The sequence below is a fragment of the Pseudomonas sp. D8002 genome, assembly GCF_013385695.1.
In the GTDB taxonomy this organism is placed as follows: domain Bacteria; phylum Pseudomonadota; class Gammaproteobacteria; order Pseudomonadales; family Pseudomonadaceae; genus Aquipseudomonas.
Map to the genome: position 1 here is coordinate 41,490 of NZ_JACAPM010000035.1, position 20,987 is coordinate 62,476.

The 20,987-nt window shown below is 60.0% G+C and carries 15 protein-coding genes, 1 other RNA gene and 1 pseudogene; 7 read left to right on the top strand and 10 right to left on the bottom strand.

Translation table 11 applies throughout. From position 1 onward, the window contains the following. Positions 1-15: 15 nt before the first annotated feature. From HX807_RS21310 to HX807_RS21325, 4 genes are all read right to left on the bottom strand, one after another. Positions 16-5,760, bottom strand: a complete 5,745-nt coding sequence (locus HX807_RS21310; RefSeq protein ID WP_177050952.1) for a membrane-targeted effector domain-containing toxin — start codon at positions 5,758-5,760, stop codon at positions 16-18. Between the two features lie 64 nt (positions 5,761-5,824). Then, complete coding sequence (locus HX807_RS21315) at positions 5,825-7,627, bottom strand: CocE/NonD family hydrolase (RefSeq protein WP_177051000.1); 1,803 nt, start codon at positions 7,625-7,627, stop codon at positions 5,825-5,827. 19 nt (positions 7,628-7,646) lie between these two features. Then, the gene (locus HX807_RS21320) at positions 7,647-9,086 is read right to left on the bottom strand and encodes a YfcC family protein (protein WP_177050954.1); all 1,440 of its coding nucleotides are present in this window, start codon (positions 9,084-9,086) and stop codon (positions 7,647-7,649) included. 108 nt (positions 9,087-9,194) lie between these two features. Continuing rightward, positions 9,195-10,091 carry a LysR family transcriptional regulator gene (locus tag HX807_RS21325; protein WP_177050956.1) on the bottom strand — a complete coding sequence of 299 codons (897 nt, stop codon included), beginning with the start codon at positions 10,089-10,091 and terminating at the stop codon, positions 9,195-9,197. A 172-nt stretch (positions 10,092-10,263) separates the two neighbouring features. Between HX807_RS21325 and HX807_RS21330 the strand changes: the two genes are divergently transcribed. Next, positions 10,264-11,487, top strand: a complete 1,224-nt coding sequence (locus tag HX807_RS21330; RefSeq protein WP_177050958.1) for an OprD family porin — start codon at positions 10,264-10,266, stop codon at positions 11,485-11,487. A gap of 6 nt (positions 11,488-11,493) precedes the next feature. Here the strand turns inward: HX807_RS21330 and HX807_RS21335 are convergent, their stop codons facing one another. The 3 genes and pseudogenes from HX807_RS21335 to HX807_RS21345 all read right to left on the bottom strand — a co-directional run bounded on the left by HX807_RS21335 (position 11,494) and on the right by HX807_RS21345 (position 14,646). After that, complete coding sequence (locus HX807_RS21335) at positions 11,494-12,951, bottom strand: glycosyltransferase family 39 protein (RefSeq protein WP_177050960.1); 1,458 nt, start codon at positions 12,949-12,951, stop codon at positions 11,494-11,496. A gap of 117 nt (positions 12,952-13,068) precedes the next feature. Continuing rightward, positions 13,069-13,617: pseudogene (locus HX807_RS21340) on the bottom strand (nucleotidyltransferase family protein); the annotation flags it as partial. Beyond that, positions 13,618-14,646 carry a hypothetical protein gene (locus HX807_RS21345; RefSeq protein WP_177050963.1) on the bottom strand — a complete coding sequence of 343 codons (1,029 nt, stop codon included), beginning with the start codon at positions 14,644-14,646 and terminating at the stop codon, positions 13,618-13,620. It lies immediately after the preceding pseudogene. Positions 14,647-15,074: 428 nt separating this feature from the next. Here HX807_RS21345 and HX807_RS21350 point away from each other — a divergent pair, with 428 nt between their 5' ends. From HX807_RS21350 to HX807_RS21360, 3 genes are all read left to right on the top strand, one after another. Next, positions 15,075-15,821 (top strand): SDR family oxidoreductase, encoded by a 747-nt coding sequence (locus HX807_RS21350; protein ID WP_003212263.1) that lies wholly within the window; start codon positions 15,075-15,077, stop codon positions 15,819-15,821. Positions 15,822-15,970: 149 nt separating this feature from the next. Further along, the gene (locus HX807_RS21355) at positions 15,971-16,825 is read left to right on the top strand and encodes a DJ-1/PfpI family protein (RefSeq protein ID WP_003212262.1); all 855 of its coding nucleotides are present in this window, start codon (positions 15,971-15,973) and stop codon (positions 16,823-16,825) included. A 123-nt stretch (positions 16,826-16,948) separates the two neighbouring features. Beyond that, the gene (locus tag HX807_RS21360; protein WP_003212260.1) at positions 16,949-17,410 is read left to right on the top strand and encodes a DUF4440 domain-containing protein; all 462 of its coding nucleotides are present in this window, start codon (positions 16,949-16,951) and stop codon (positions 17,408-17,410) included. Positions 17,411-17,478: 68 nt separating this feature from the next. On the opposite strand, the gene HX807_RS21365 is transcribed toward HX807_RS21360, so the two are convergent. After that, a complete protein-coding gene (locus HX807_RS21365; protein ID WP_177050965.1) occupies positions 17,479-18,426 on the bottom strand; it encodes a GlxA family transcriptional regulator in 948 nt (315 codons plus the stop codon). Between the two features lie 236 nt (positions 18,427-18,662). On the opposite strand from HX807_RS21365, the gene HX807_RS21370 reads away from it, so the two are divergent. Genes HX807_RS21370 through tatC form a run of 3 tightly spaced genes read left to right on the top strand, consistent with a single transcriptional unit; the run spans position 18,663 to position 20,012 of the window. Beyond that, positions 18,663-18,899: a twin-arginine translocase TatA/TatE family subunit gene (locus HX807_RS21370; RefSeq protein WP_003212256.1), complete on the top strand. Its 237-nt coding sequence runs from the start codon at positions 18,663-18,665 to the stop codon at positions 18,897-18,899. 10 nt (positions 18,900-18,909) lie between these two features. Next, a complete protein-coding gene (tatB, locus tag HX807_RS21375; protein WP_003212255.1) occupies positions 18,910-19,224 on the top strand; it encodes a Sec-independent protein translocase protein TatB in 315 nt (104 codons plus the stop codon). 11 nt (positions 19,225-19,235) lie between these two features. Continuing rightward, positions 19,236-20,012 (top strand): twin-arginine translocase subunit TatC, encoded by a 777-nt coding sequence (gene tatC, locus HX807_RS21380; RefSeq protein WP_043226579.1) that lies wholly within the window; start codon positions 19,236-19,238, stop codon positions 20,010-20,012. A gap of 77 nt (positions 20,013-20,089) precedes the next feature. Here tatC and ssrA read toward each other — a convergent pair. Continuing rightward, positions 20,090-20,483: a transfer-messenger RNA gene (ssrA, locus tag HX807_RS21385) on the bottom strand. Between the two features lie 102 nt (positions 20,484-20,585). After that, entirely contained in the window at positions 20,586-20,870 is a 285-nt protein-coding gene (locus HX807_RS21390) for a hypothetical protein (protein ID WP_003212250.1), read from the bottom strand. Between the last annotated feature and the right edge of the window lie 117 nt (positions 20,871-20,987).

Consider the following 20,987-nt stretch of genomic DNA (forward strand, 5'->3'; position numbering starts at 1 on the left):
AGGGCGGTGCGAGGATCAGTGGACTTGGCGCATTCTTTTGCTGGTGGTGATGATGTCGATCAACGCTTCCCTGCTGCTGAAACGGCGGTCATCCAGGTTCCAACGATTGACGAAGTGCCCCCTGGCATCCTGCTGCAACGCGGTGTGGACCAGTACGCCGTCGCGGTTTTTATGGACCATCTCCAACCCGTCGTCCAAGGTGCGCTGAAGCAGGTAATCGCCTTTGCGCCGCAGGCGTTGTTCGAGGCTGAGGGATGGCGCGGGCACGACCGGTGGCGGCAATGGCGCACCGGCGACTTCGACGTTTTTCTTGAAGTCGTAGCGCACCAATGGCCATTGCTGCTCGCGCGGCAGCGCCTGGACGCTGGCGGGCTCACGCACAAAGCCGGTGGCCGAGCCGGGAGGCACATCGTCCAACAGCAAACTGATGCCGTTGTTGAGCTCGGCAATGCCCGGCACGCCGCGATGGGTATTGGCGTGCGTTTCGCCCACCAGTGCGACCCACTTGTGCGGCCCCTGTTGAAGCTGATCGGCGCGGATCACCTGGGTCGCAAAGTAGTTGAACATTGATGTCCTGGAGGCGGGCATGCCGTCCACCCGCAAGCTGGCGACACAGTCGAGCGCGCGGATCCGCACGTTATGCTTCATCGCCACCTGCACCAGGCTGACAAAACCGTAGGGGCTGTCGGCCGGTACGCCGTGGCCTTTGTCCAATGCGTTGAGGTAGCTCCACAGTTCATCTGGCATAAAGCCCAGGCTGTGGACGATATCCAGGTCGGCTTGATGCAGCTCGGTGGTGAGTTGCTCCATGTACAGGGTTTTTACTTCTCGCGGGCCCTTCAGGTATTCCATGTGCCGGCTGAGGAAGCCTTTGCTCGACGTACCGGCGTGGGCTTCGCCGACTACCAGGCCATCGGCGGTGTCCAACAGTTGATCGATAAATTTCGCCTCATCCAGGGCCGGGTCGACCGCAGGCAGTGCTCCCCGAGCAGGCGGTGTGTGTTCGGTAAAAAACGCCTGGGCCTGATCCTGAAGTTTTTTGCGGGTCTGGTCGAACGTGGTTTGCGCCGCGCGACGGCTGCTGGCGGTCTCCCTGTAGGCGGTGGCGAAGAGCGCTTCACGCGTGCCTATCGGCAAGGTGATTTCCTCGCTGATCAGGCCCAGGTGTTCATGGGGCAGGTCAAAGGTGCTGAAGTGGCGCGGCGCCTCAACAGGCAGAGGGCGCGTTGGCCGTAGCGCGTGTGAGCGCTCCACCGAGGGCCCCGGGTGCGGCGCCGGTTGGCGTGCCGTGTGCAGCGACAGCTTCAGGTCGCCCTTGGCCAGGGCATCGCCGGGAATGCCGCCGGCCACATCCGCGATGACTCGGGTGGGTTGGTCGAAGGCGTCGTCGACCCGCAGGGCAATGCTCTTTTGCAGGTCGGCCAGGCCCGGCGTGCCGCGATAGGTACTCATGCGTTTTTGATCAACCAACGCTATCCAGCGCTCGCCCGGTTTTTTCGCCTGGTCGTCGTTGATGAGGGTGTGGGAGTAAAAGTTGGTCAGCCGGTTGGAGCGAATCGGGGCCGGGCGTGAATCAAGCAGGCACAGGGTGTTTTCCAGGTCGTAGGAGCTTGAGGCGTTCAACGGTCTGACCTCAATTCCGTGCTGTTGCGCGGTGTTTACCAGCATCCAGTGGCCGTGCAACCCGTCGGGGTCGCGGTAATTTTCCTTGTCGATGGATTTGAGCTGGCCCTCGGCCCGTTTGGAGAAACCACTGGAAAACCGTGAGTGGGTTTTCAGGTGATGAATATCGCGCCACAGCGGCTCGATATAGAGAACCGTCACGTTCAGTTCGCGCAGGTATTGCATGTTTTCGATCAGCACCTGTTTAGCTGCGGTGGAAAACGGTGCCTCGCCCACTACCAGGTGGTGCGCGTCATCGATCAGCAGCTTGAGCAAATCACGCAGGGCGATGTCTGGCGCCGGGTTCAGGGTTTCGGCCCGGGGAACCACGGCGGGCAACCGTGCAAAAAACGCGTCGGCGTCATCCGTCAGGGCCCTGACATTGTCCAGGTGCTGTTTGAGTGCCGGGGCGAGTTGCCGACGCGAGATCCAGATGCTGTGGGTATTGAGGTCTCGATCCAGGTAGGCGATCTGCAGGAACAGCGCCGACCTGTCCTCGGGGGCGATGACAGCCGATACGTCGCGACGAAACTTTTCCGACAACTCATAGGGCTGGCCGAGTCTTTCAGGGCCAGGCATGCCACCGATGACACCGGAGCGCTGCCACTGGCCGTCCACCGTCTGGTTCACCAGCTTGCCGGTGGAGCGCAATTGCCCGCTGGTGTTGTCGTAGCGAAACAACAGGAATCGCCCCAGGCTGTCCGGGGTGTGCGAGGCCCACAGGCTGTCGCCGGCAAACAGCACGGGCTGCATGCCCTGGGGCAATGGGGGTTGCGGTTGCAGTTGCTTGATCAAGGTCATGGCCTGTTGGTCCTTGGGCACCCGGGCAACGTGGCGCAACGGCGGACGTGCGAGCTTGACGGGGGCGAACAGCAGGGGTCGCAGGTCGGTCAACAACGTCCCGCCGGCATTGAGCAGCGCACCCAGATAGTGTCCCAGCGCGGCGGCGGTGTCGTTGCGGCTGTAGGCATGCAGGGCGAGCATCGAATCCTTGAACACCAGCAAGCCGCCCAAGGCCATGCTCAGTGCCGGGAAGGGCGCGGTCAGCACGGCAATGGTGATTTCGCCGATCACGCTGACCAGCTCCATGATCATCTGCAAGCGCCCGGTGGTGGTGCTTTTGACTTCGTCGATACGGTGACGCAGCTTTTTGTCGTAGGTGTGGAAATGCAGGTTCTTGAGCGGCAGTGCGGTGCGAGGCACTTCGTCGAACACCGGCTTGGAATACAGCCCCTTGAGCTGTGCCGGCAGGCCGGCCACCAACGCATGCAACCTCGGCTCGAACGCCGCGCGCTCAACGCTGGCGACCCGGCTGATGTAGTAGGTGTCCATGCCTTCAAGGTTTTTCAGGCGTTCGTTGAATTCCCGTTGCGGCCTGAAGGCGATGCCATCCGGTGCGTGCGGGGTGTAGAGCAGGGGCAGGTCGTTGGCGTGGTGGAACAGGTAGCAGCCATCGATCACTTGCCCGCTGATGTGCAGGGGATAGAGCCGATACCGATTGCGCACGGCATCGCTGTTATCGGCCAGGCTGTCGATGCTTTTTTCCAGCCAGGCCAGGTCGCTTGTTGCCAGGCAGCCTTGCAGGCAGCACTCAAGCGCGGCGACGTGCATGTGCAGTTGGGCAACCTCCAGGGCCATGTTGCGGCGCCATGCATAGTGGGGGCCTTGCGGGTCCAGCAGGGTTTTCTCGACCTCGGCGACATAGCGATCACCGATCCAGGTGCCTCTGACCGAGTTGCTCACCGTTTGCGCGGTGAGTCGACTCAGGTCGACGCCGGGCGGTCCCTTGAACTGCGCGGTGGTGCTGGCGTCGGGGTTGATAAAGCCCAGGCTGGCGTCGTAGCCATTGCGGTACAGCGTGGTGTAGCTGACGCGTTCGCGAGGGGTGATCACGCCTACGAGGTTTGGGTCTACCGCCGGGATCGGGTTGCCGAGCAGTTGGTTGAGGGCGGCTTTTGCCGCCTTGTGCAAGTAACTGTCGAAGTCGGGAAACTGTTGCAGGCTACCCGGGCTTGCGGCGTAGGCCTGTGCCGCGCCCTGTGCCTGTTCCTTGAGGTCGGCGAGTTTCTGTCGGTCGGCTGCCGATGCCTGGCTCAGCCACTTGGGCATCTGATGCAGGTATTCATCGGCCTGCATGGCCAGCGTCGTGGTGCTCATTTCCACCAGGCAGGCCTCATAGGTGGAGGGCGCGCCGAAACTGATCATCAAATACTCAAGGCTGGCCGGAGTAAAACCCAGGGCGGAAAGCATCGCGCTGTATTTGGGCCGGATCCGGCTGACCAACTGTTCAAGCAGGTAGTCTTTCATGCTGCGCGAACCTGGAGCGGACGCTATCTCCTGGCTCCAGCCGAGGATATGCGCCTGCAATTCCCGCTCGCTGCCAAAGGCCTGGAACTGTTCGGCGCGTGGCGCGTGAGGCGTGCACAGCAGCAAGCGTTTGACCGCGCCCGTTGCATCGGTCTGGCGCAGCACCCACAGGTCCTTGAGCGGAGCCTTGTGCAGGAACAGACAGCAGGCGGTAAGTGTGGGCGATGGACCTTCACTCAGGGTCTGCAGCAGTGCGTAGTCGTCCGCGCTGATATGGTTTTGCAACGATGCACTGTAGGCCAGCGCGTGCAGGCGGCTGTCGAGCATCTGCTGCATGGCTTCCTGTACGGCGGGCAAACTGTGGGCGCGCTTTTGTTCTTCGGCGAAGCTCAGGCTTGGTTGAACCTTGGCCAGCAGGTCGGCGAGGTAAGCCGGGGTGACGTCCCGGAACTCGGGCGGCAATGGCTGCTGGGCGTAGGTCAGTTGGGTGTGCTTGAGAAACTCGGAACCGGCGTGTTCATCGCCACGGTGCAAGCCACGTACCGCCAGTTGCACCAGGTTGTTGTGCTGGTTGTACGAGTTGCCTGACTTCAGGGTGCGCTCGGTGCTGATCTGCAGTTGCTCGGGGATCAGGCCCTGGATATCCAGGTCGTCGTCCAGGTGCTCAAGCAATTGCAGGCGCGCCATGGCCTCCGGCGAGGCCGCCAGGCCGAGCAGCGCCAGCACTTGCAGGCTGAGGTGTTCGTAAGTGCGCAGGTGTTCGGCGAGGGTTTTGCGCTGAGACTCATTGGCGCTGCGGTACCAGTCGGGGGCGGATTCGTGGAGCAGTTTTTCCAGTAACTGTTGCGCGCGCAGTTCCAGGCGCGAGGACAGGTCCCAAGGCGAGCAGCGCAGCGCCTGGTCCAGTTCGAGGGTCATTCTGGCGACGTCTGTCGGCGCGGGGTGGCCGTCCAGGCCAAGGGCAAACGCGATGTCCTGATGTTGTTTGTCCTGCAGGGCATTGTAGGTGTGTTCGTTCAGCGGGAGGCTGTCGATAGGCTCTGGCACCAGCGGCCAGATACTTGCCGCGCGCAAGTGCTGGTAACGGCGCGGCAAGTGTTGCAGCAGTTCCTGACGCCAGGCCGACTGCTTCATGCGCTCCTGCAGCGTGCGGTCCAGGTGTTTGAGCGAGGTGAAAGCCTCCAGGCCTCGGGAAGGGGTGAACAGCAACACATCACCGTCCTCGATTTCCAGGTGGGTGGCCGGTGTCTGGCTGCGGGTGAGGACGAACACCCCGGCGAACTCGATGGTCTGCTGGCGGTAGCGAAACGTCAGGCGATGGATACCCGGGCGCAGCTCGGGGCCGCTGACGATATTCGTCACCAGCAGCTGGTCGGCAGGGCTGAGCAGGCGATCCTTGACCTTCAGCCTGGCCTCGGCCTCCAGCATCGGCTGATGGCTGTCGAGTATCCAGTTCTTGCGTAAATGGCCGTTGGGCCGCCGTTCGATTTCCAGGGCGGCCAGCTTCTTGTGCAATGCCTGGCTGATGCGCGTGCGGTTCAACCGGCCGGGCTCGCCCTGGATCACCCAGTCGCCGGGGACGGTGTAATGCACTTGTGCGTTCTGCAGGCTCCAGCGGCTTTCTTCTGCCAGGGCGGTGTGCAATGCCTGCACCTCCAGCAACTCGGTAGAAGACTGCGCTGCCGGTGCGTGGCCGTTGGGGAAAATCTGTAGACGATGACCGATTTGCAGCAGGTAGCCGTTCAGTTGTTCCGGGGTAAGTGGTGATGTGTTCGGGGGCTGGGCGGGCATGGCCGGTCCTCAGGGAGTCAATGGTCCCTGAGGGTGCGCAGTCTCGGCGTGTGGATGGCGGTAGTTAGTTACTCAAGGCCTCGACCACGGTCAGTATCAGGCGTGACGGGCAATCGGTACTCAGGTGTAGCGTGTTGCGCGCCACCCTGGGATGTTCTGCCTGGCCGGGTGCTTCGCCGCTGTTGGGGTTGACGTCAAAGCGCGGGAAGTTGCTGCTGGCGATATCCAGGCGCAACCGGTGGCCGCGCTGGAACAGATTGCAGGTGGCGAAGGGTTCGATCGCCACCTTGACCCGCTCACCCGGGGTCAGCAGGGTGGGGTGCTCCCAGGTGTTTCGGTAGCGGGCCCGCAGGATGCCGTCGGTGATGTTCATGGCGTAGCCGTCCGGGTAGACGTCGAGCAGTTTGGCGGTGAAGTCGGTGTCGGGCGCATCGCTGTCGATCCACAGTTCCACGCGCAGCGGGCCTGCGACGATCAGGTCGTGGCTCAGTGGCTCGGTCTGGAAGCTTAAGACATCGCTGCGCTCGGCCAGGGGGCGCTGGTCGCCACGGGTACCGAAGAAGTCCGCCCGCTCGCGTTGGTCGAAAGCGCCGCCGACAAAAATCGGCGCGCCGGAGGTCAGGGCGCCACCGATGGTCGGCACCGGATCGGCCGGGTCGGCGCAGTAGCTGAGCTGGCCCTCGGTGGTCGGCGGTTCAGGTTGCAGTTGGCGTTGTGCGGTGAGGTGCAGGGTGAGTTGCCGGCTATCCGGTAGCGGCCATTGATGACTGTCGATCCAGTGCCCGCCATGTTGCAAGCGCCCCTGTTGATCGCGCTCACCGGTGCCACCGCCCATCAAGAACACCTTCACCGCCGCGGGTGCAGGCAGCGGCGAACCCTTGAGGGTGCGTTCAAACCAGTCCAGGCGGCAGCTCAACCAGTCTTTCGCCACCTGCCCGTCGAAGGCCGCTGGCGCACCAAATTGCGCATCGCCACTGTGAGTGATATTGCGATCACCATGCAGCCAGGGGCCCATGATCAACTGATGCTGCGCCGTACTGCCGGCGCAAAACGCCGCGTAGTTGGCGAGGGTCGAACTGACATAGGCGTCGTACCAACTGGACATGAACAGCACCGGGATATCCGGCAGATCGTGGTAATGCCCCTCGGCGTAGATGCCCGGCGCTTGCCAGTACGGGCCGAAGTCGCCCTGGGCCCACTGCTCCAGCAGATAGGCTTCGTACTCCGGCACATGCCGCAGGGGCGATTGCCCGGCGTGCCACGGCATGCGCTTGAACCACTGGTGGATGTCTTCCTGTTCGAGGGCTTCGAGGATCTTCGGATCCGCCAGTGCCGCCGGGCTTTCCTTGGCCTGGCGAAACGCCCAGGTGGCTTGCTTGAGCTCCAGCGCGCCGCCCTGGCGAATCCCGCATTGGTAGGCGTTGGCGAAGCCGCCGCTGTCCAGCACCATGCTGGCGAGGCCCGGCGGATGCAGGCAGGCCATCGCCAGTTGCGTGTGGGCGGCGTAGGACAGGCCCATGCTGCCAATCTTGCCGTTGCACCACGGCTGCTCGACGATCCAGGCCAGGGTGTCGCAACCGTCTTCGCCCTCTGCGGTGTATTTGGTGAACACGCCTTCGGAGGCATAGCGCCCGCGGCAATCCTGGAAGATCGCGACAAAGCCCTGGGCCGTGAACCGCGCGGCCATCTGCTCGCGGGAGATGTGCTGGCCGTCGAGCTGGATTTCCGAGCGCGACGGTTTGCTTTTGTCGTAGGGCGTACGTTCGATCACCACCGGAAACGGACCTGGACCGGGCGGCAAGTAGATATCGGTGGCCAGGTGGATGCCGTCGCGCATGGCGATCATCTGGTTGTGCAACGTCTGCATGGGGAAAACACTCATGGGGTCAGTACCCGGTGCCTACGGCAATGGCCAACAACACCATCGCCAGCACCGCATAGATCAGAAACAGCGGCAGGATGTAGCGTGCCCACTGGCCCCAGCCGACGTTGGCGGTGGCCAGCAATACCAACAGGCCGCTGGAGGTCGGGGTGATCATGTTGGTCAGGCCGTTGCCCATCAAAAACGCGAACACCGTGGTTTGCGGGCTGACGCCGGAGAGCTGTCCCAGCGGCCCGAAGATCGGCATGGTCACCGCCGCCTGCCCCGAGGTGGACGGGATCAGTACATCCAGGCCCAGTTGTGCGAAGAACATGCCGTAGGCCGAGACCACCGGGCCATGATCGCCCACCAGGTTGGCGAGGCTGTTGACGATGGTGTCGAGCACCTGGCCGGTGCTGAGGATGATTTCCACGGCGGTCGCCAGGCCGATCAACACACCGGCGATCAGCACCTTTTTCATGCCGTCGACAAAGGCGCTGGCGGCGGTGCTGGCACCCAGGCCGGCGATTACGCTGAACGCCACGGTCAGCAGCAGGTAGAACGCCGACAGCTCGTGGTATTTCCACTCCCAGCGGTTCGAGGCGTATACCAGGAAACCAATACCGGCCCCCAGCACGATCAGGTTCAGGAGGTGGCGCAGGGGCAGCGGTTTGCGTTCGAAGGTGATCTGCGCGCTGGCATCAAACCCGTGCTTGCGGATACTCCACAGTACGAACGCGATGCCCACCAGCAGGAACGTGCAGTAGGCCAGGACGCGCATGCTCAGGCCGCTGAAAATCGGCAGCCCCACCATCGGCTGTGCCACGGACAACGCCACCGGGTTGGAGATGGAGGCCAGGTAGCCGATCTTCACCGAGATGGTCACGATGGCCAGGCCGATCAGGTTCGACAGCCCCAGGCGGTTGGCCATGGCCACCATCAACGGCACGATCAGGATGAATTCCTTGGCCAGGCCCATGAAGGTACTGCCGGCGGAAAACACCAGCATGAGGCTGGGCACCAGCACGTAGATATTGCCCCGGGTCAGCCCCAGCAGGCGTTCAAGACCGGCATCAATCACACCGGCCTTGTTCAACACGCCGAACATCCCACCGATGAACAGCACCATGAAAATCAGCGCGGCGCGTTTTTCGATGCCTTGGGGAATGGCCATGAAGCCCTCGACCAACGATACCGGCCGAGCGACCGTATCGCTGGCCTTGCGCGGTTCGACGGAGAACAGTTGGCCCAGGGAGTCGTGCTTTTCCAGCACCTGATAGGAGCCCGGAACCACCAGGCTGTTCTGGCGCTGGAACTTGCCCGAGTTCACCGCGTAGGTGAAGGCGACAGCCAGCAGCACGATGCTCAACAGAATGATGGCCGGGTTGATCTGCTTGCGCTGCGCGGGTTTTTCCACCGGTGTTTCAGTGGGCGAGTGGGTACGGACGATCTGCGGTTCGGTCATGCTGGTTGCCCCGGTGTGCGCTGTTATTGTTGTGTCGGGTGACACTTGTGGAGCGGACACTAGGGCAAAGTTTTAACGGCGACAACGTTATGCGCGGGCTGGGTTGGGCTATGCGTTTTGTGCGGCCAGGCGGTGCTTGAGGTGCTCGGCAAACGCCGTCACCACCTTGGACCTGGGTTCATCCGCGCGAAACGCCAGGCCGAATGCATAGGGCAATGCCGGTCGAAACGGACGGACCACAATCGGCAAATGCATGAAGTGGCTGGCCAGCAAACCATTGACGATCGACACCCCCAACCCCTCGGCGACAAAACTGCATGCGGCGCCCACCGAGTGCACTTCCACCCGCACCTGGGGCGTCAGGTTGGCTGCGCGAAACACCTGGTTCAACTCCGCCCGCAGGGCCCGTTGCCGGCCCAGCATTACCAGCGGCACGTCCCGCAAGTGTTGCACTTCGATGCAGGCGTGGCGGGTCAGCGGATGGTCAGCGGGCATCACGCACACGCCTTCGGTTTCCAGCACCGGTTCAATCTCGAAGTCGGGAATCTCGGTAGGCAAGCGCACAAAACCGAGGTCGGCGGAACGGTCGAGCACGGCCCGTTCGATCATGTCGTAGGAACCGGTCAGCAGCTCGACGACGATGTCTTCCCGGCCCTTGAGAAACTCGGCGACGATCCGCGGCAGCAGCTCCTGGGTCATGCTGGTGGGCACCCCGACCTTGATCAGGCTCTTGCGCGAACGGCCCACGCGCATCTCATCTGCCAGGCGCTGGATACGCTGCATGCCGTCGACCAGGCCGGCCACTTCGGCGAGCAGTTCTTCAGCCTCCGGGGTCGCCATCAAGCGGCCCTTTTTGCGCAGGAACAACGCGAAACCCAATGCCTCTTCCAGCTGGCTCAACAACCGGCTGACCGCGGATTGCGACAGGCGCATGCGGGTCGCCGCACCGATGGTCGAACCGGTGGACATGATCGCCTTGAAGGCTTCGAGCTGCTTGAGATTCACCGTGATTTTCCTGTGGTTTGAGGGCTTTGCGCATAGCCTGATGCGCTTCTCGCATAACGTTGCCGGGCGTTCGAGGAGCCGTTAGTGTCCGCCGCAATGCGACGCGCCGTCCAGCGTATCGCAGGCAGCAACTGCCCATAAAAAACCACAATACGGCATTCGGGAGACGGTTATGCGTGAGCTTTTCACGAGGGGAGCAGTGGTGTGCACAGGCTTGCTGGCGAGCCTGTCACCGGCACTGATGGCCCAGGGTTTCTGGGAGGATTCCCACGGCAAATTGACCTTGCGCAATTACTATTTCAACGACGGTTACCGCGACGGCGGCGAGGACCGCAAGGAGTGGGCCCAGGGCTTTTTGCTCAACCTGCAATCGGGTTATACCGAAGGCACGGTGGGTTTCGGCCTGGATGCGCTGGGGTTGTCGGGGATCAGGCTCGACTCCAGCCGCGCCCATGCCGGCACCGGGCTGTTGCCGGTGCACGACGATGGCCGCGCGGCCAGCGAATTCTCAAGCCTGGGCGTGACCGCGAAGATGCGCATCGGTGAAGCCGTGGTGAAAACCGGCACGCTGCTGCCGAAGATTCCAGTGCTGGTGTACAACGATGGCCGGCTGTTGCCACAAACATTCCAAGGCACTCAAGTCGAGTACAGCGGCGTCCGTAACCTGTACGTGCACGCCGGGCATCTGGACAAGTTCAAGCTGCGAAACTCGACCGACAGCGTGGACATTTATCCCCAGGGCTACAGCGGCAAAAAGGGCAGCGACTTTGATTTTGCCGGCGCCACCTATGCCTTCACGCCCAAGCTGAGCGGTACCTGGTACTACGGCGAAATGCGTGAATTCTATCGCCAGCAGTTCTTTGGCCTGGTGCATAAACAGCCAGTGGGTGCCGGCAGCCTCACCAGCGACTTGCGTTACTTCATCAGCAACGAAGCGGGCGAGGCACGCAATGGCAAGGTCGACAGCGACATGTTCAGCGGGTTGTTCACCTACCGGCTAGGGCCGCAGGCGCTGGGCGTGGGTTATCAGAAAGTCACCGGTGATACCGCGTTGCCCTACGCCAGCGTGTCGACGGTGTATTCCTTCAGCAACGCAGGTGTCGGCAAATTCATCCAGGCCGGTGAGCAAACCTGGATGCTGCGCTATGACTACGACTTTGCCGCCGTGCTGCCGGGCCTGAGTTTCATGACCCGCTACTACAAGGGCCAGAACGGTGACTTCAAAGGGCGCGAAGCCCGCGAGTGGGAGTCGGACACCAACCTGCGCTACGTGATCCAGGACAGCACCTTCAAAGGTGTGGGCATCGAGTTGCGCAAGGCCACGTATCGCTCGACCTATGCGAGCGATCGTGACAACTACCGGGTCTACCTCACGTACGACCTGGCGCTGTGGTGACAGGCCCTACTGCTCGACGAAATAGTACGGCTGACGGTTGATCGCCATCTCCTTGACCACCGTCACCGGCACGTTCAGCCGGTCAGTATTGTCCACCAGGGCCACGTTGCCGGGCTTGGCCGCGAGGTAACTCTTGAGTTCCTCCGGCGTTTGCAGAATCGTCAAATAGGCCTGCATGTAGAACACCCCGGCGCCGGCGATTCGCTCGTTGGCCTGATACAGCACCACTTCCTTGCCCTGCGCCTGCATCGCCTGGATCTGGCTGATTACCGGCACAAACGACTGGCGCACATCGGCCTTGGGCGCGAACCAGAAAGCCGCAATCAGGTAGCAGGCCACCACCACGGTGAAGAAGCCACCTACCAGACCCCGTCGGTTTTCATAAACGTGTTCGGCAACGTGTGAAACCTGCCCACGACTTTTCAGCCAGCCCAGCAGCACGCGGCCATACTCGGCGGCCAGCACCGCAGCGGCGGGTGTCAGCGCCATCAGGTAAACCGTGCGCTTGCTGGAGGCAAACGTCAGCAGGGTGAACTGCGCTACTAGCCATACGCTGAAAAACAGCCGGTAGCGGTTGCGCACTAGGCTTTTGCGGAAGTGCCACAGCCCCAGGTACACCAGGATATTCCAGGGCAAAAAGGCTTCGGGCAGTTTGACGATGTAGTAATAGAACGGCTCGTAGTGGCCGGCTTCAACAAACGAACCGCTGAAGCGTCCGACGCTATTGGTCAGCAGCACTTCACGTACCCCCTGCAACCCGTCGCGCTGGTACAGGAAACCCAGCCAGATCATCAGCGGCACCAGCGCCAGCAGCGTGAACAGCCCGGGCTTGACCCAATCGCCGAGCTTGAAGCGTTTATCCATCAGGCTGGTACTGGCCAGATAGACGAAGATCACCACGCCAGGCATGGCCAGTCCCAGAACCCCTTTGCTCAAGGTGGCGATCACCATCCCGAGGGTGAACAGTAACCAGGTGCCCAGGTTGGAACTGTCACGCTCCGACGCGGGCCGAGCGGCCTGATAGAACGCCAGCAGCGCCATGGTAACCCCGAGGGTGAGCAGCGAATCCTCACCGACGCCGCGCACATTGCTCCAGTAACTGGCCATGGTCGCCAGCATCAGGCCCGCGACAAACGCCAGCGTCTTGGGCCGGCCAAACTTGCGCAGCATTCCGTACAGCAGCATCACGCTGAACAGCCCGGCAAACGCCGACGCCAGGCGCACTGCCCAAGTGGTACCGCCAAACAGGCGAATCGCCCCGGCGTCGAGCCACAGGCTCAGCGGCGGTTTCTCCAGGAAGGGTTCACGGAACAATCGCGGCACCACCCAATCGTTATCTAGGTGCATGGCCATGGCGATCCCGGCCACACGGGCCTCGGTCGAGCCTTGCAACTCGTGATTGCCAAGGGCAAAGAAAAACAACAGCGCAGCGAGCAGGAGCAGCAGAGGAGCGGAACGCGTCATGGATTCTGGCTACCGGGGCAGGGGGCCGTTCGAGGGAACAGTCCGGGCGATCGGTGAGTATACGAGGGCGATTCTTAATAATTCGTGAATGAATGTGAGGTTTTTGTAGGGGCAGGATTGTTTCAGCAGTGGCCATTGGGTTAGCCAGCGTTTGGAGGTGATGCGTTGTTGGTAGATGGCGTGTTTTTCCTGGGTGAAGCGGGGCGTGGGTTTGAGTTGGAGATTGAACAGGTCTTCCAGGCCGAGAGGGGCTGAAACTTCGCATACGTCCACTGCGGTTCTTCTGACGGATACTGCGGTGGCGGTTTCGGGCCAGAAGCGCATGGCGTCGCTGGCGTTGCGGTAAGGTGCATCGCCGTTTCGCAGGTGCATGCGGGCCTGGTTTTTGACGGACCAGTCGATGGAGGGTTCTGCTGCGTGTAAGAGGGCTTCGAGGCGGCGGTCTTCGTCGGGGCGGGTGCAGGTGGCGTCGAACCACAGTACGTCGACGTCACCGGTCAGTGGTGATAGGGGGCGACCGTGGAGGTGATCCCATACCGCGTTGCGTACGAAGCCGGCGCCGATCCAGCAGTCGGGGAGGGCGAGGGCGCGGACGACGGCCAGTAGGTGCCAGCGTAAAGGATCGCTGCTGATCAGTGTCTGAACCGTCGTGCGATGTTCACGCATTCAAGGTGTCTTCAGACTGGCAAGTGCGGCCTTGCCCTTGGCTGACAAAACAGGCTCCAACTGCTCCCAGGTGAAGCTCAGGTCATTGTCGCAACCGTCGCCATTGGCCGGTGTCGACAGCTTCATGCCTTGAGTGTCGAAGCTCAGGTCGAAGCTCGAGTAACTGGTGATTGCCGGGCAACCTTCATCGGTGGTGGTTTGCTTCTCCAGCCATGCGCTGAGTTTGGCGGGCAGTTTCAGATGGCCGGAGTAAGCGTCATACCATTCCTGGTTCCCGCCGAGCCAAGTCCATGGGTCAACGCTTTCGCCGGTTTGCAGGTTCCAGGAATGCAGCCCCCAACTGATACCCCTGGCGCCCGTACCGGCGGCCCATCGGTAAAACCTGACAGTGATCCACTGGGATGACCAGTACGTGGGTTCGACGCTGATTTCGCTGGTATAGGTCGCACCGTTGCGTCCAAGGTATTCCCGTCGTTCGCTGAAGTAATTGGCTTGATCCTCAGCGCTGACGGCCAGGCTTGCCAACTGCCGGTTGATCTTCTGAATTGCCGGGCTGTCGCCCTCAAGCTTGAGCGTGACCTGGGCGCCTTGGGTCTTTAGCTGGTAGCTGTGCCCGGCGAAGGATTGCTTCTGCGTCTTGACCGGTAGGGGCGCGGCTTCCATGGGAGCGTTATACGCATCGCTGGCACAACCTTCGGGCGGCGTTGCCATGCGCTGCAATGCCAGGGGCAGTGGATTGCTGCCCTTGGTCTTACTCCAGGAACCTTTCAGGGAATCGCCCTGTGGCGCCTCCAATTGCCAGACGCCGCTGTTGCCTTCTTCGGCCCAGGGAGCATCGGGTGTTTCCTGGGTGAGCTGGATCGGTGTCAGGAAGCGCTGGTAGTAGTAACTGCCGCCTGTATTGGGCGAGGCGTTGAAGCATGCGGTGATTGGCGTCTTGCCGAGAATGCCCTGCCAGACGCCTGCGAGGTCGGCGTTGGCGAGGGTGGAGAGGGTGGCGAGGGCCAGAAATAGAGAGGGCTTGAGCATGGATATCGGACTTCCGGTTGTCTGATAGAAGGGAGCCAAGTTGAAAAGTTGCGCTCAAAATATCACGGCGCCTTCTATTACGACTCCCTGACCTTGTCGGTGTTACCCATTCTTGCGGGATGGCAAATCCTGATTGCTTATCCAGCTCCGCGTCGTAGACGTAAACTCCACTGCCACTATTGAGCGCGTTCAGCGAAGCGAGGTTTTCGCAGGCTTGTACCCACCCGTGCAGGCAGGGCGCGACGCTGAATTCTCCACATGCTCGGATGCCTCTTGGTGTGGCGTTTTTTGAGGGTTATACGACCTTTACGCCATCAGGGTCTGTTTCCATAATTTGCCCAGGAAATCAAGCGCGCGCCATGCGCACAAACGTGTTTGTGCAATGAGCGAGGGCCTGATCAATCACGAAGCAAAGAGAGGCACAGAAGATGAGGCTTAAGAACAAGACAGCTTTGATCACCGGCGGTACCAGTGGCATTGGCCTCGCGACCGCGAAGCTCTTCATTGGAGAAGGCGCCCGGGTAGCCGTTACGGGGCGCGATGATGCCGTATTTGAGCAAGTGAAAGCCGAGCTTGGTGAGAATGCGCTCGTTCTCAAGGGCGACGTACGTTCGATCAAGGACATGCGCAGGATTGCCGCCGAGATCAAGGAAACGTTCGGTGGCCTGGATGTCGTGTTTGCCAATGCGGGCCGAGCGTTCCCATCAGCAATCAACGATATCGACGAAGCACTCTACGACGAGATCATGGACATTAACGTCAAGGGCGTGGTGTTCACACTTCAGGCGGTGCTGCCGGACTTGCGGGAGGGCGCCTCATTTATTCTGAATACATCGTTTGTTGCACAGACGGGCAAGCACAACATTTCCCTGACTGCTGCTGCCAAGGCCGCCGTGCGGTCTCTCGCCCGGAGTTGGTCATTCGAATTCCTGGACCGGAAGATCCGCTTCAACGCAATCGCACCGGGCGGGATAAACACACCGCTGCTCGGTAAATGGGGAATGTCAGAGCACGATCTTCAGCACTTCAAGAATGAGTTCGCGAAATTCGTCCCGGTAGGCCACATGGGTAAGGCCGAGGACATTGCCTACGCGGCGCTCTATCTCGCCAGCGACGAATCCTGCTACGTCGTCGGCACTGAATTGGTCGTCGATGGCGGTGCCTCGCAACTGTGAGACCTTGGTTTCCTGCTCGGGGGGCCTAGACGTATTTTCGGCTCGTCCGCTCTCAATCACACCCAGCCACGCTTTTCGTCGTGGTGGTTCTTCAGTCCAGCCCAACTTCATCTGCGACCGCGGGAAGGGCTGGCGCAAGGAGAAATATCTTGACCGACAATAATGAAAACAACACAACTGGCAAGCGGCCTATCAATGTGGGCAGTTCCCGACGCGATGTTCTCAAGTTCGGAAGTATTGCCACGCTCGGCTCGATCCTGGGGGGCGGTGCCTTGCTCGGCAATGCCACGTCCGCTTTTGCCCAGGCTGACAGCAAGGGGCTACTTGCCCCAGATGAGCCTTTCAATATTTTGATCGTAAATTATGACGGCGGTACGCTTCTCGATTTCGCTGGCCCTAGCGAGATTTTTCACCGGCTGCCCAATACAAATGTTCGCTATGCAAGCCTCAATGGGGGCAACGTGACCCTCGAATTTGGGGTCGTGTACGGCAACACCGAACGACTGGCTGATATCAAGCAGACAGACTTAATCCTGGTTCCCGGCGGGTCTGATTTATCGGCGCCGATGCAACCGGAGTACCTGGCGCAGATCCGGCGGCTGGCTGAAGGGGCCAAGCACATTACGTCGGTTTGCAATGGATCGCTCGTACTGGCCGCCGCCGGCGTTCTCAACGGTAAGCGAAGCGCTTGCCACTGGGCCTTCGTCAACAAACTGGCTGAATATGGCGCGATCGGCGTTCCGGATCGTTTCGTAGAGGACGACAACGGCCGGTTCATGAGCGGCGGTGGCGTAACGGCAGGCATCGACTTCGCCATTCGCGTTGCCGCGAAAATGCGCGGGAACCTGGACGCCGAATTCACGCAACTGGCGATTGAATACGATCCTGATCCGCCGTTCCACTCCGGTCACCCCAGAGACGCTCGGCCGGAAGTCATCGCGATGGTCGACAAAATATTGCCTAACGCATCCAAGGGGCTCGCACGAATTCCGGGCGTTCGCTGAAACAAGTGGCAGGCATCATTATGGCCGCATCCCTTACTCCTAATGATGCCCGATTGACACGCGCCCGATCTGTTCAATCCGGCGCAGCACTCATTAACTCAAGTCAAAATGGGAAATCATTAGATGAAGTTTCATATTATTGCCGCTGCTCTCACAGCCTGCGTCTCGCTGTTTACCTTCTCTGTAGAGGCATCTGCAGGTGACCAGCAGCGCCCGCCTGAGGCGGCCATCAAAGCCGAGAATGCACGATTTGCGCAAGCTTACGGACAAGGTGATTATGCGGCGATCGGCCGTCTTTATACGAAGGATGGCGCACTCTTGCCACCTGGAGGCGGCAAAATCACTGGAGCCGCGGCAATCACGGAATACTTCAGCAAACAACATGTTGGGGCCAGGTCCGACACCGTGTCTTTCGCCAATTACGAGTTTTACGGTGACGGTCAGACCGTTACCGAAGTATCGGATGCCGAGATCCGTGATGCCGATGGAACGCTCAAGTACAGCGGGAAACAGACGCTGATCTTCCTGAAACAGGATGGCGTTTGGAAGTTGCATCGCGACATGTGGAACGATCACGCCCTTTAAGGTGAAGTGATGGCGATTCCCGGGTGAAACTCTTCGGTCTGCCGAAGCCTTGATGGGCCATCGAACCATCAACTGCTACCGCTGAGCCTGCTCTCACGTCGAATGGATTGCGGTGGATGCCCGTAGATTTTGACGAAGGCTCTGCGCATGCGTTCTGGATCGGTGAACCCTATGGCCAGCGCAATCTGCTCGATTGGTTCACTCCCGTCTTGCAGACGCAAACACGCCGCCTCAACTCGCAAGCGCTCGACCGCTTTGGCCGGCGTTTCACCCGTTTCTCGGCGGAATGCTCGTCCGAACTGTCGCAGGCTCAATCTCGCGGCGTCAGCAAGTCGCTCGACAGGCAGCGACTCTGCCAGGTGTTCTCTGGCAAAGTTCAGGGCGATGCGGATGCGATCCGACTCTGGCTCCATTTGTGACATCGCGGAGAATTGGGACTGACCTCCCGGCCGACGATAGGGAACGACCAGGAGCCTGGAGACTTTGTGCGCAGTTTCCGCGCCCATATCCCGTTCAATCATGGCCAACGTCAAGTCGATTCCGGAGGCGATGCCCGCCGATGTCCAGATGCGTCCATCCGCGATATAAATGCTATCGCCCTCAACCCTGATATTGGGGAAGCGCATCTGCAATTGTGCGGTGTAGCTCCAGTGCGTTGTTGCTCTCAGACCGTCCAGCAGGCCGGTTTCCGCCAGCAAAAAAGCCCCTGTACACACACTTGCCACGCGCGAGGCCTTGGAGGCCAATTGCTTGGCAACCGCGATGTTCTCCGGTGACTGCATCGGCTCGATATCTCCGCCTACAAACACCACGGTATCAAACTTGCGGTTGCCGACCGGCCTTGTTTCGATCGGCAGGCCTGCATTGCCAACAATCAGCCCACCGGACGTCGAGATGACACGAAGATCATAAGGGGTATGGCCGGCAGCGGTGCTCACCTGATTAAAAGCAGAAAGTGGCCCTGCAAGATCCAGAGCATCGTGACCATGGCAAACGAAGAATCCAACGCGATGCATGTTGAGCGACCTCAAATATTCAGAAGGCTTTTTTTATAGATAACCCTCGAGTTACGCCATAGCAACTCATTTTTCGAGGCGCGTCGATGCTGAAACGAAATTGGCCGGAAGTAAGGGAAATATGTCGTTTGCGCCTTCGGGCGTCAGACGTACAGTCGACGGTCTGAGGTCAGCATGTCTGACGCTTAAGGGCTATCTCCAAAACAGCCGATTTGTAGGCTTAAGAGGCACGTGACATGGGCATTTTTGACTGGAAACACTGGATCGTCATTCTGGTGGTGGTCGTATTGGTTTTCGGCACCAAGAAACTCAAGACCCTGGGTACCGATGTCGGTGAGTCGATCAAGGGGTTTCGCAAAGCCATGAGTGATGAAGAAAAAACTGGCGGACAACCTCCAGTCCAGCCGCTGTATCAGCCGCAGACCCTCGACGCCACAGCACCACGATTCGAAGAGCCCATCCGCAAAGAATAGGTCGTGACGCATGTTTGGTATCAGTTTCTCTGAACTGTTGCTGGTTGCTCTCGTTGCCCTGCTGGTATTGGGCCCCGAGCGACTGCCGGGTGCCGCGCGTACTGCCGGGCTTTGGGTTGGGCGTTTGAAACGCAGCTTCAACATCATCAAACAGGACGTCGAGCGTGAACTCGGCGCTGACGAAATTCGCCGCCAATTGCGTCACGAGCATATCCCCGCGCAGGAAGAGCACACGCCGCTGGTTGAGTTCGAGCCAGTGCAGCCTGCTCTTCCGGCTGAGCCAGTCTCGATGAACGCGCATTGCACCAATGAGCCGACATCATGACCACGAGTCCCATGAGCGAAATCCCGGAAAACGACCAGCCAATGTCGTTGGTCTCACACCTCACCGAACTGCGATCGCGTTTGCTGCGTTGTGTGCTGGCGATCTTCGTGATCTTCTGCGGACTGTTCTACTTCACGCAGAGGATCTACACATTCGTCTCGGCGCCGTTGCGCAAATTCTTGCCTGAAGGTGCGACGATGATTGCCACCGATGTGGCGTCGCCATTTATTACACCGTTCAAGCTGACCATTATGGTCGCGTTGTGCCTGGCTATGCCGGTGATCCTTTATCAGATCTGGGGTTTCATCGCGCCAGGTTTGTACACGCGCGAAAAGCGCGTCGCGGTACCGCTGCTGATTTCCAGCATTGCCCTGTTCTACGCAGGCATGGCGTTCGCCTACTTCCTTGTGTTCCCGTTGATTTTCCACTTCTTCGCCAGCGTCACCCCGCAAGGGGTGTCGATGATGACCGACATTGCCAGTTACCTGGATTTCGTCATGACGTTGTTTCTCGCTTTTGGCGTCGCGTTCGAGATTCCCGTTGCCGTGGTGCTGCTGGTGTGGATCGGCATCGTAGACGTCAAATACATGAAGAAGATTCGTCCGTACGTGGTCATAGGCTGCTTTGTGGTTGGCATGATTCTTACGCCGCCGGATATTTTTTCGCAGACGCTGCTTGCTGTGCCGATGTGGCTGCTGTTCGAAATCGGTGTGCTATGCAGTTCGATGGTGACCCCCCGTGGCGAGTACGAAGACGACTTGGAACAATCGCCAGTGGCCCGGTTGTGAGTTCGTTGTCGGCATCTGCTGGTTACTGAATTTCAGGCACAAAAAAAGACGTCCGTGGACGTCTTTAGATGATGAAGTGGTGGAGCCGGGGGGATTTGAACCCCCGTCCGCCAGTACTCCGCTGTCGGTACTACATGCGTAGCCGTTTCTATTAAGTTAACCCTCAGCGACCCGAAGGGCAGGGTGCTTTGGGCGAGTTGTGTAAGTTTTAGCCGCTTCGTCCACAACGTACTGCACGGCGATTCTGTTCTATATGACAATCACTTTGGGTTTACAGACATCCCCTGATGATTGCTGGACCCGAAGGTACCAGGAGGGAAGGGCTAAGGCTGCTTACGCAGCGAGAGCGTATTCCCCGTAGGTTTCGTCATTGGCAACTATAAGAAGTTGCAACAGTGGATTTACGAGTTCTGTTACCAACTCGGCATGCACCTAAAGTTTCGCAACCGGCGTCGAATCCTAAACGGCCCCGTGCTTGTAACTCGTTGTTTCTTAGTGAGTGACAAGCCTGTGCAGTGTACGTCAATCGGTCACAGAAGGCCAACCCGAAGGTTGGCCTGAGCAATCAGCGAGTTACTGATTGCCGCCTTTGTCCGTGTCTTGCAGGCTTTGCAGGGCCTTGGAGGTGATCTCGATGCATTTCTTGTCATCGCCTGCCGCATGGGCTGCCTTGGCTTGGGAAACGGCGGTGTCGATTTCGCCAGATTTGCCGCTGGTGTCGGTGGCGAGCAACGCTTTACCGTTGTTGATTTTGTCCAGGTTGATTTGGCACAGATCGTCTTTTGTTCCGGCCGCAAACGCGGGGGACGCCAGCATCGCAGCGGTAATGAACAAACCAGCAAGAGCGGAACGCTTCATGGGTATCTCCTTGTGCAAATAGGGCTCGATGCTGCCGGTTTTCCGTGCAGCCAGCGAGGTCACTGATGAGCCTCGTTTGTCGAGGCCTATGCAGATGACTACGCCGGCGCGCAGGGG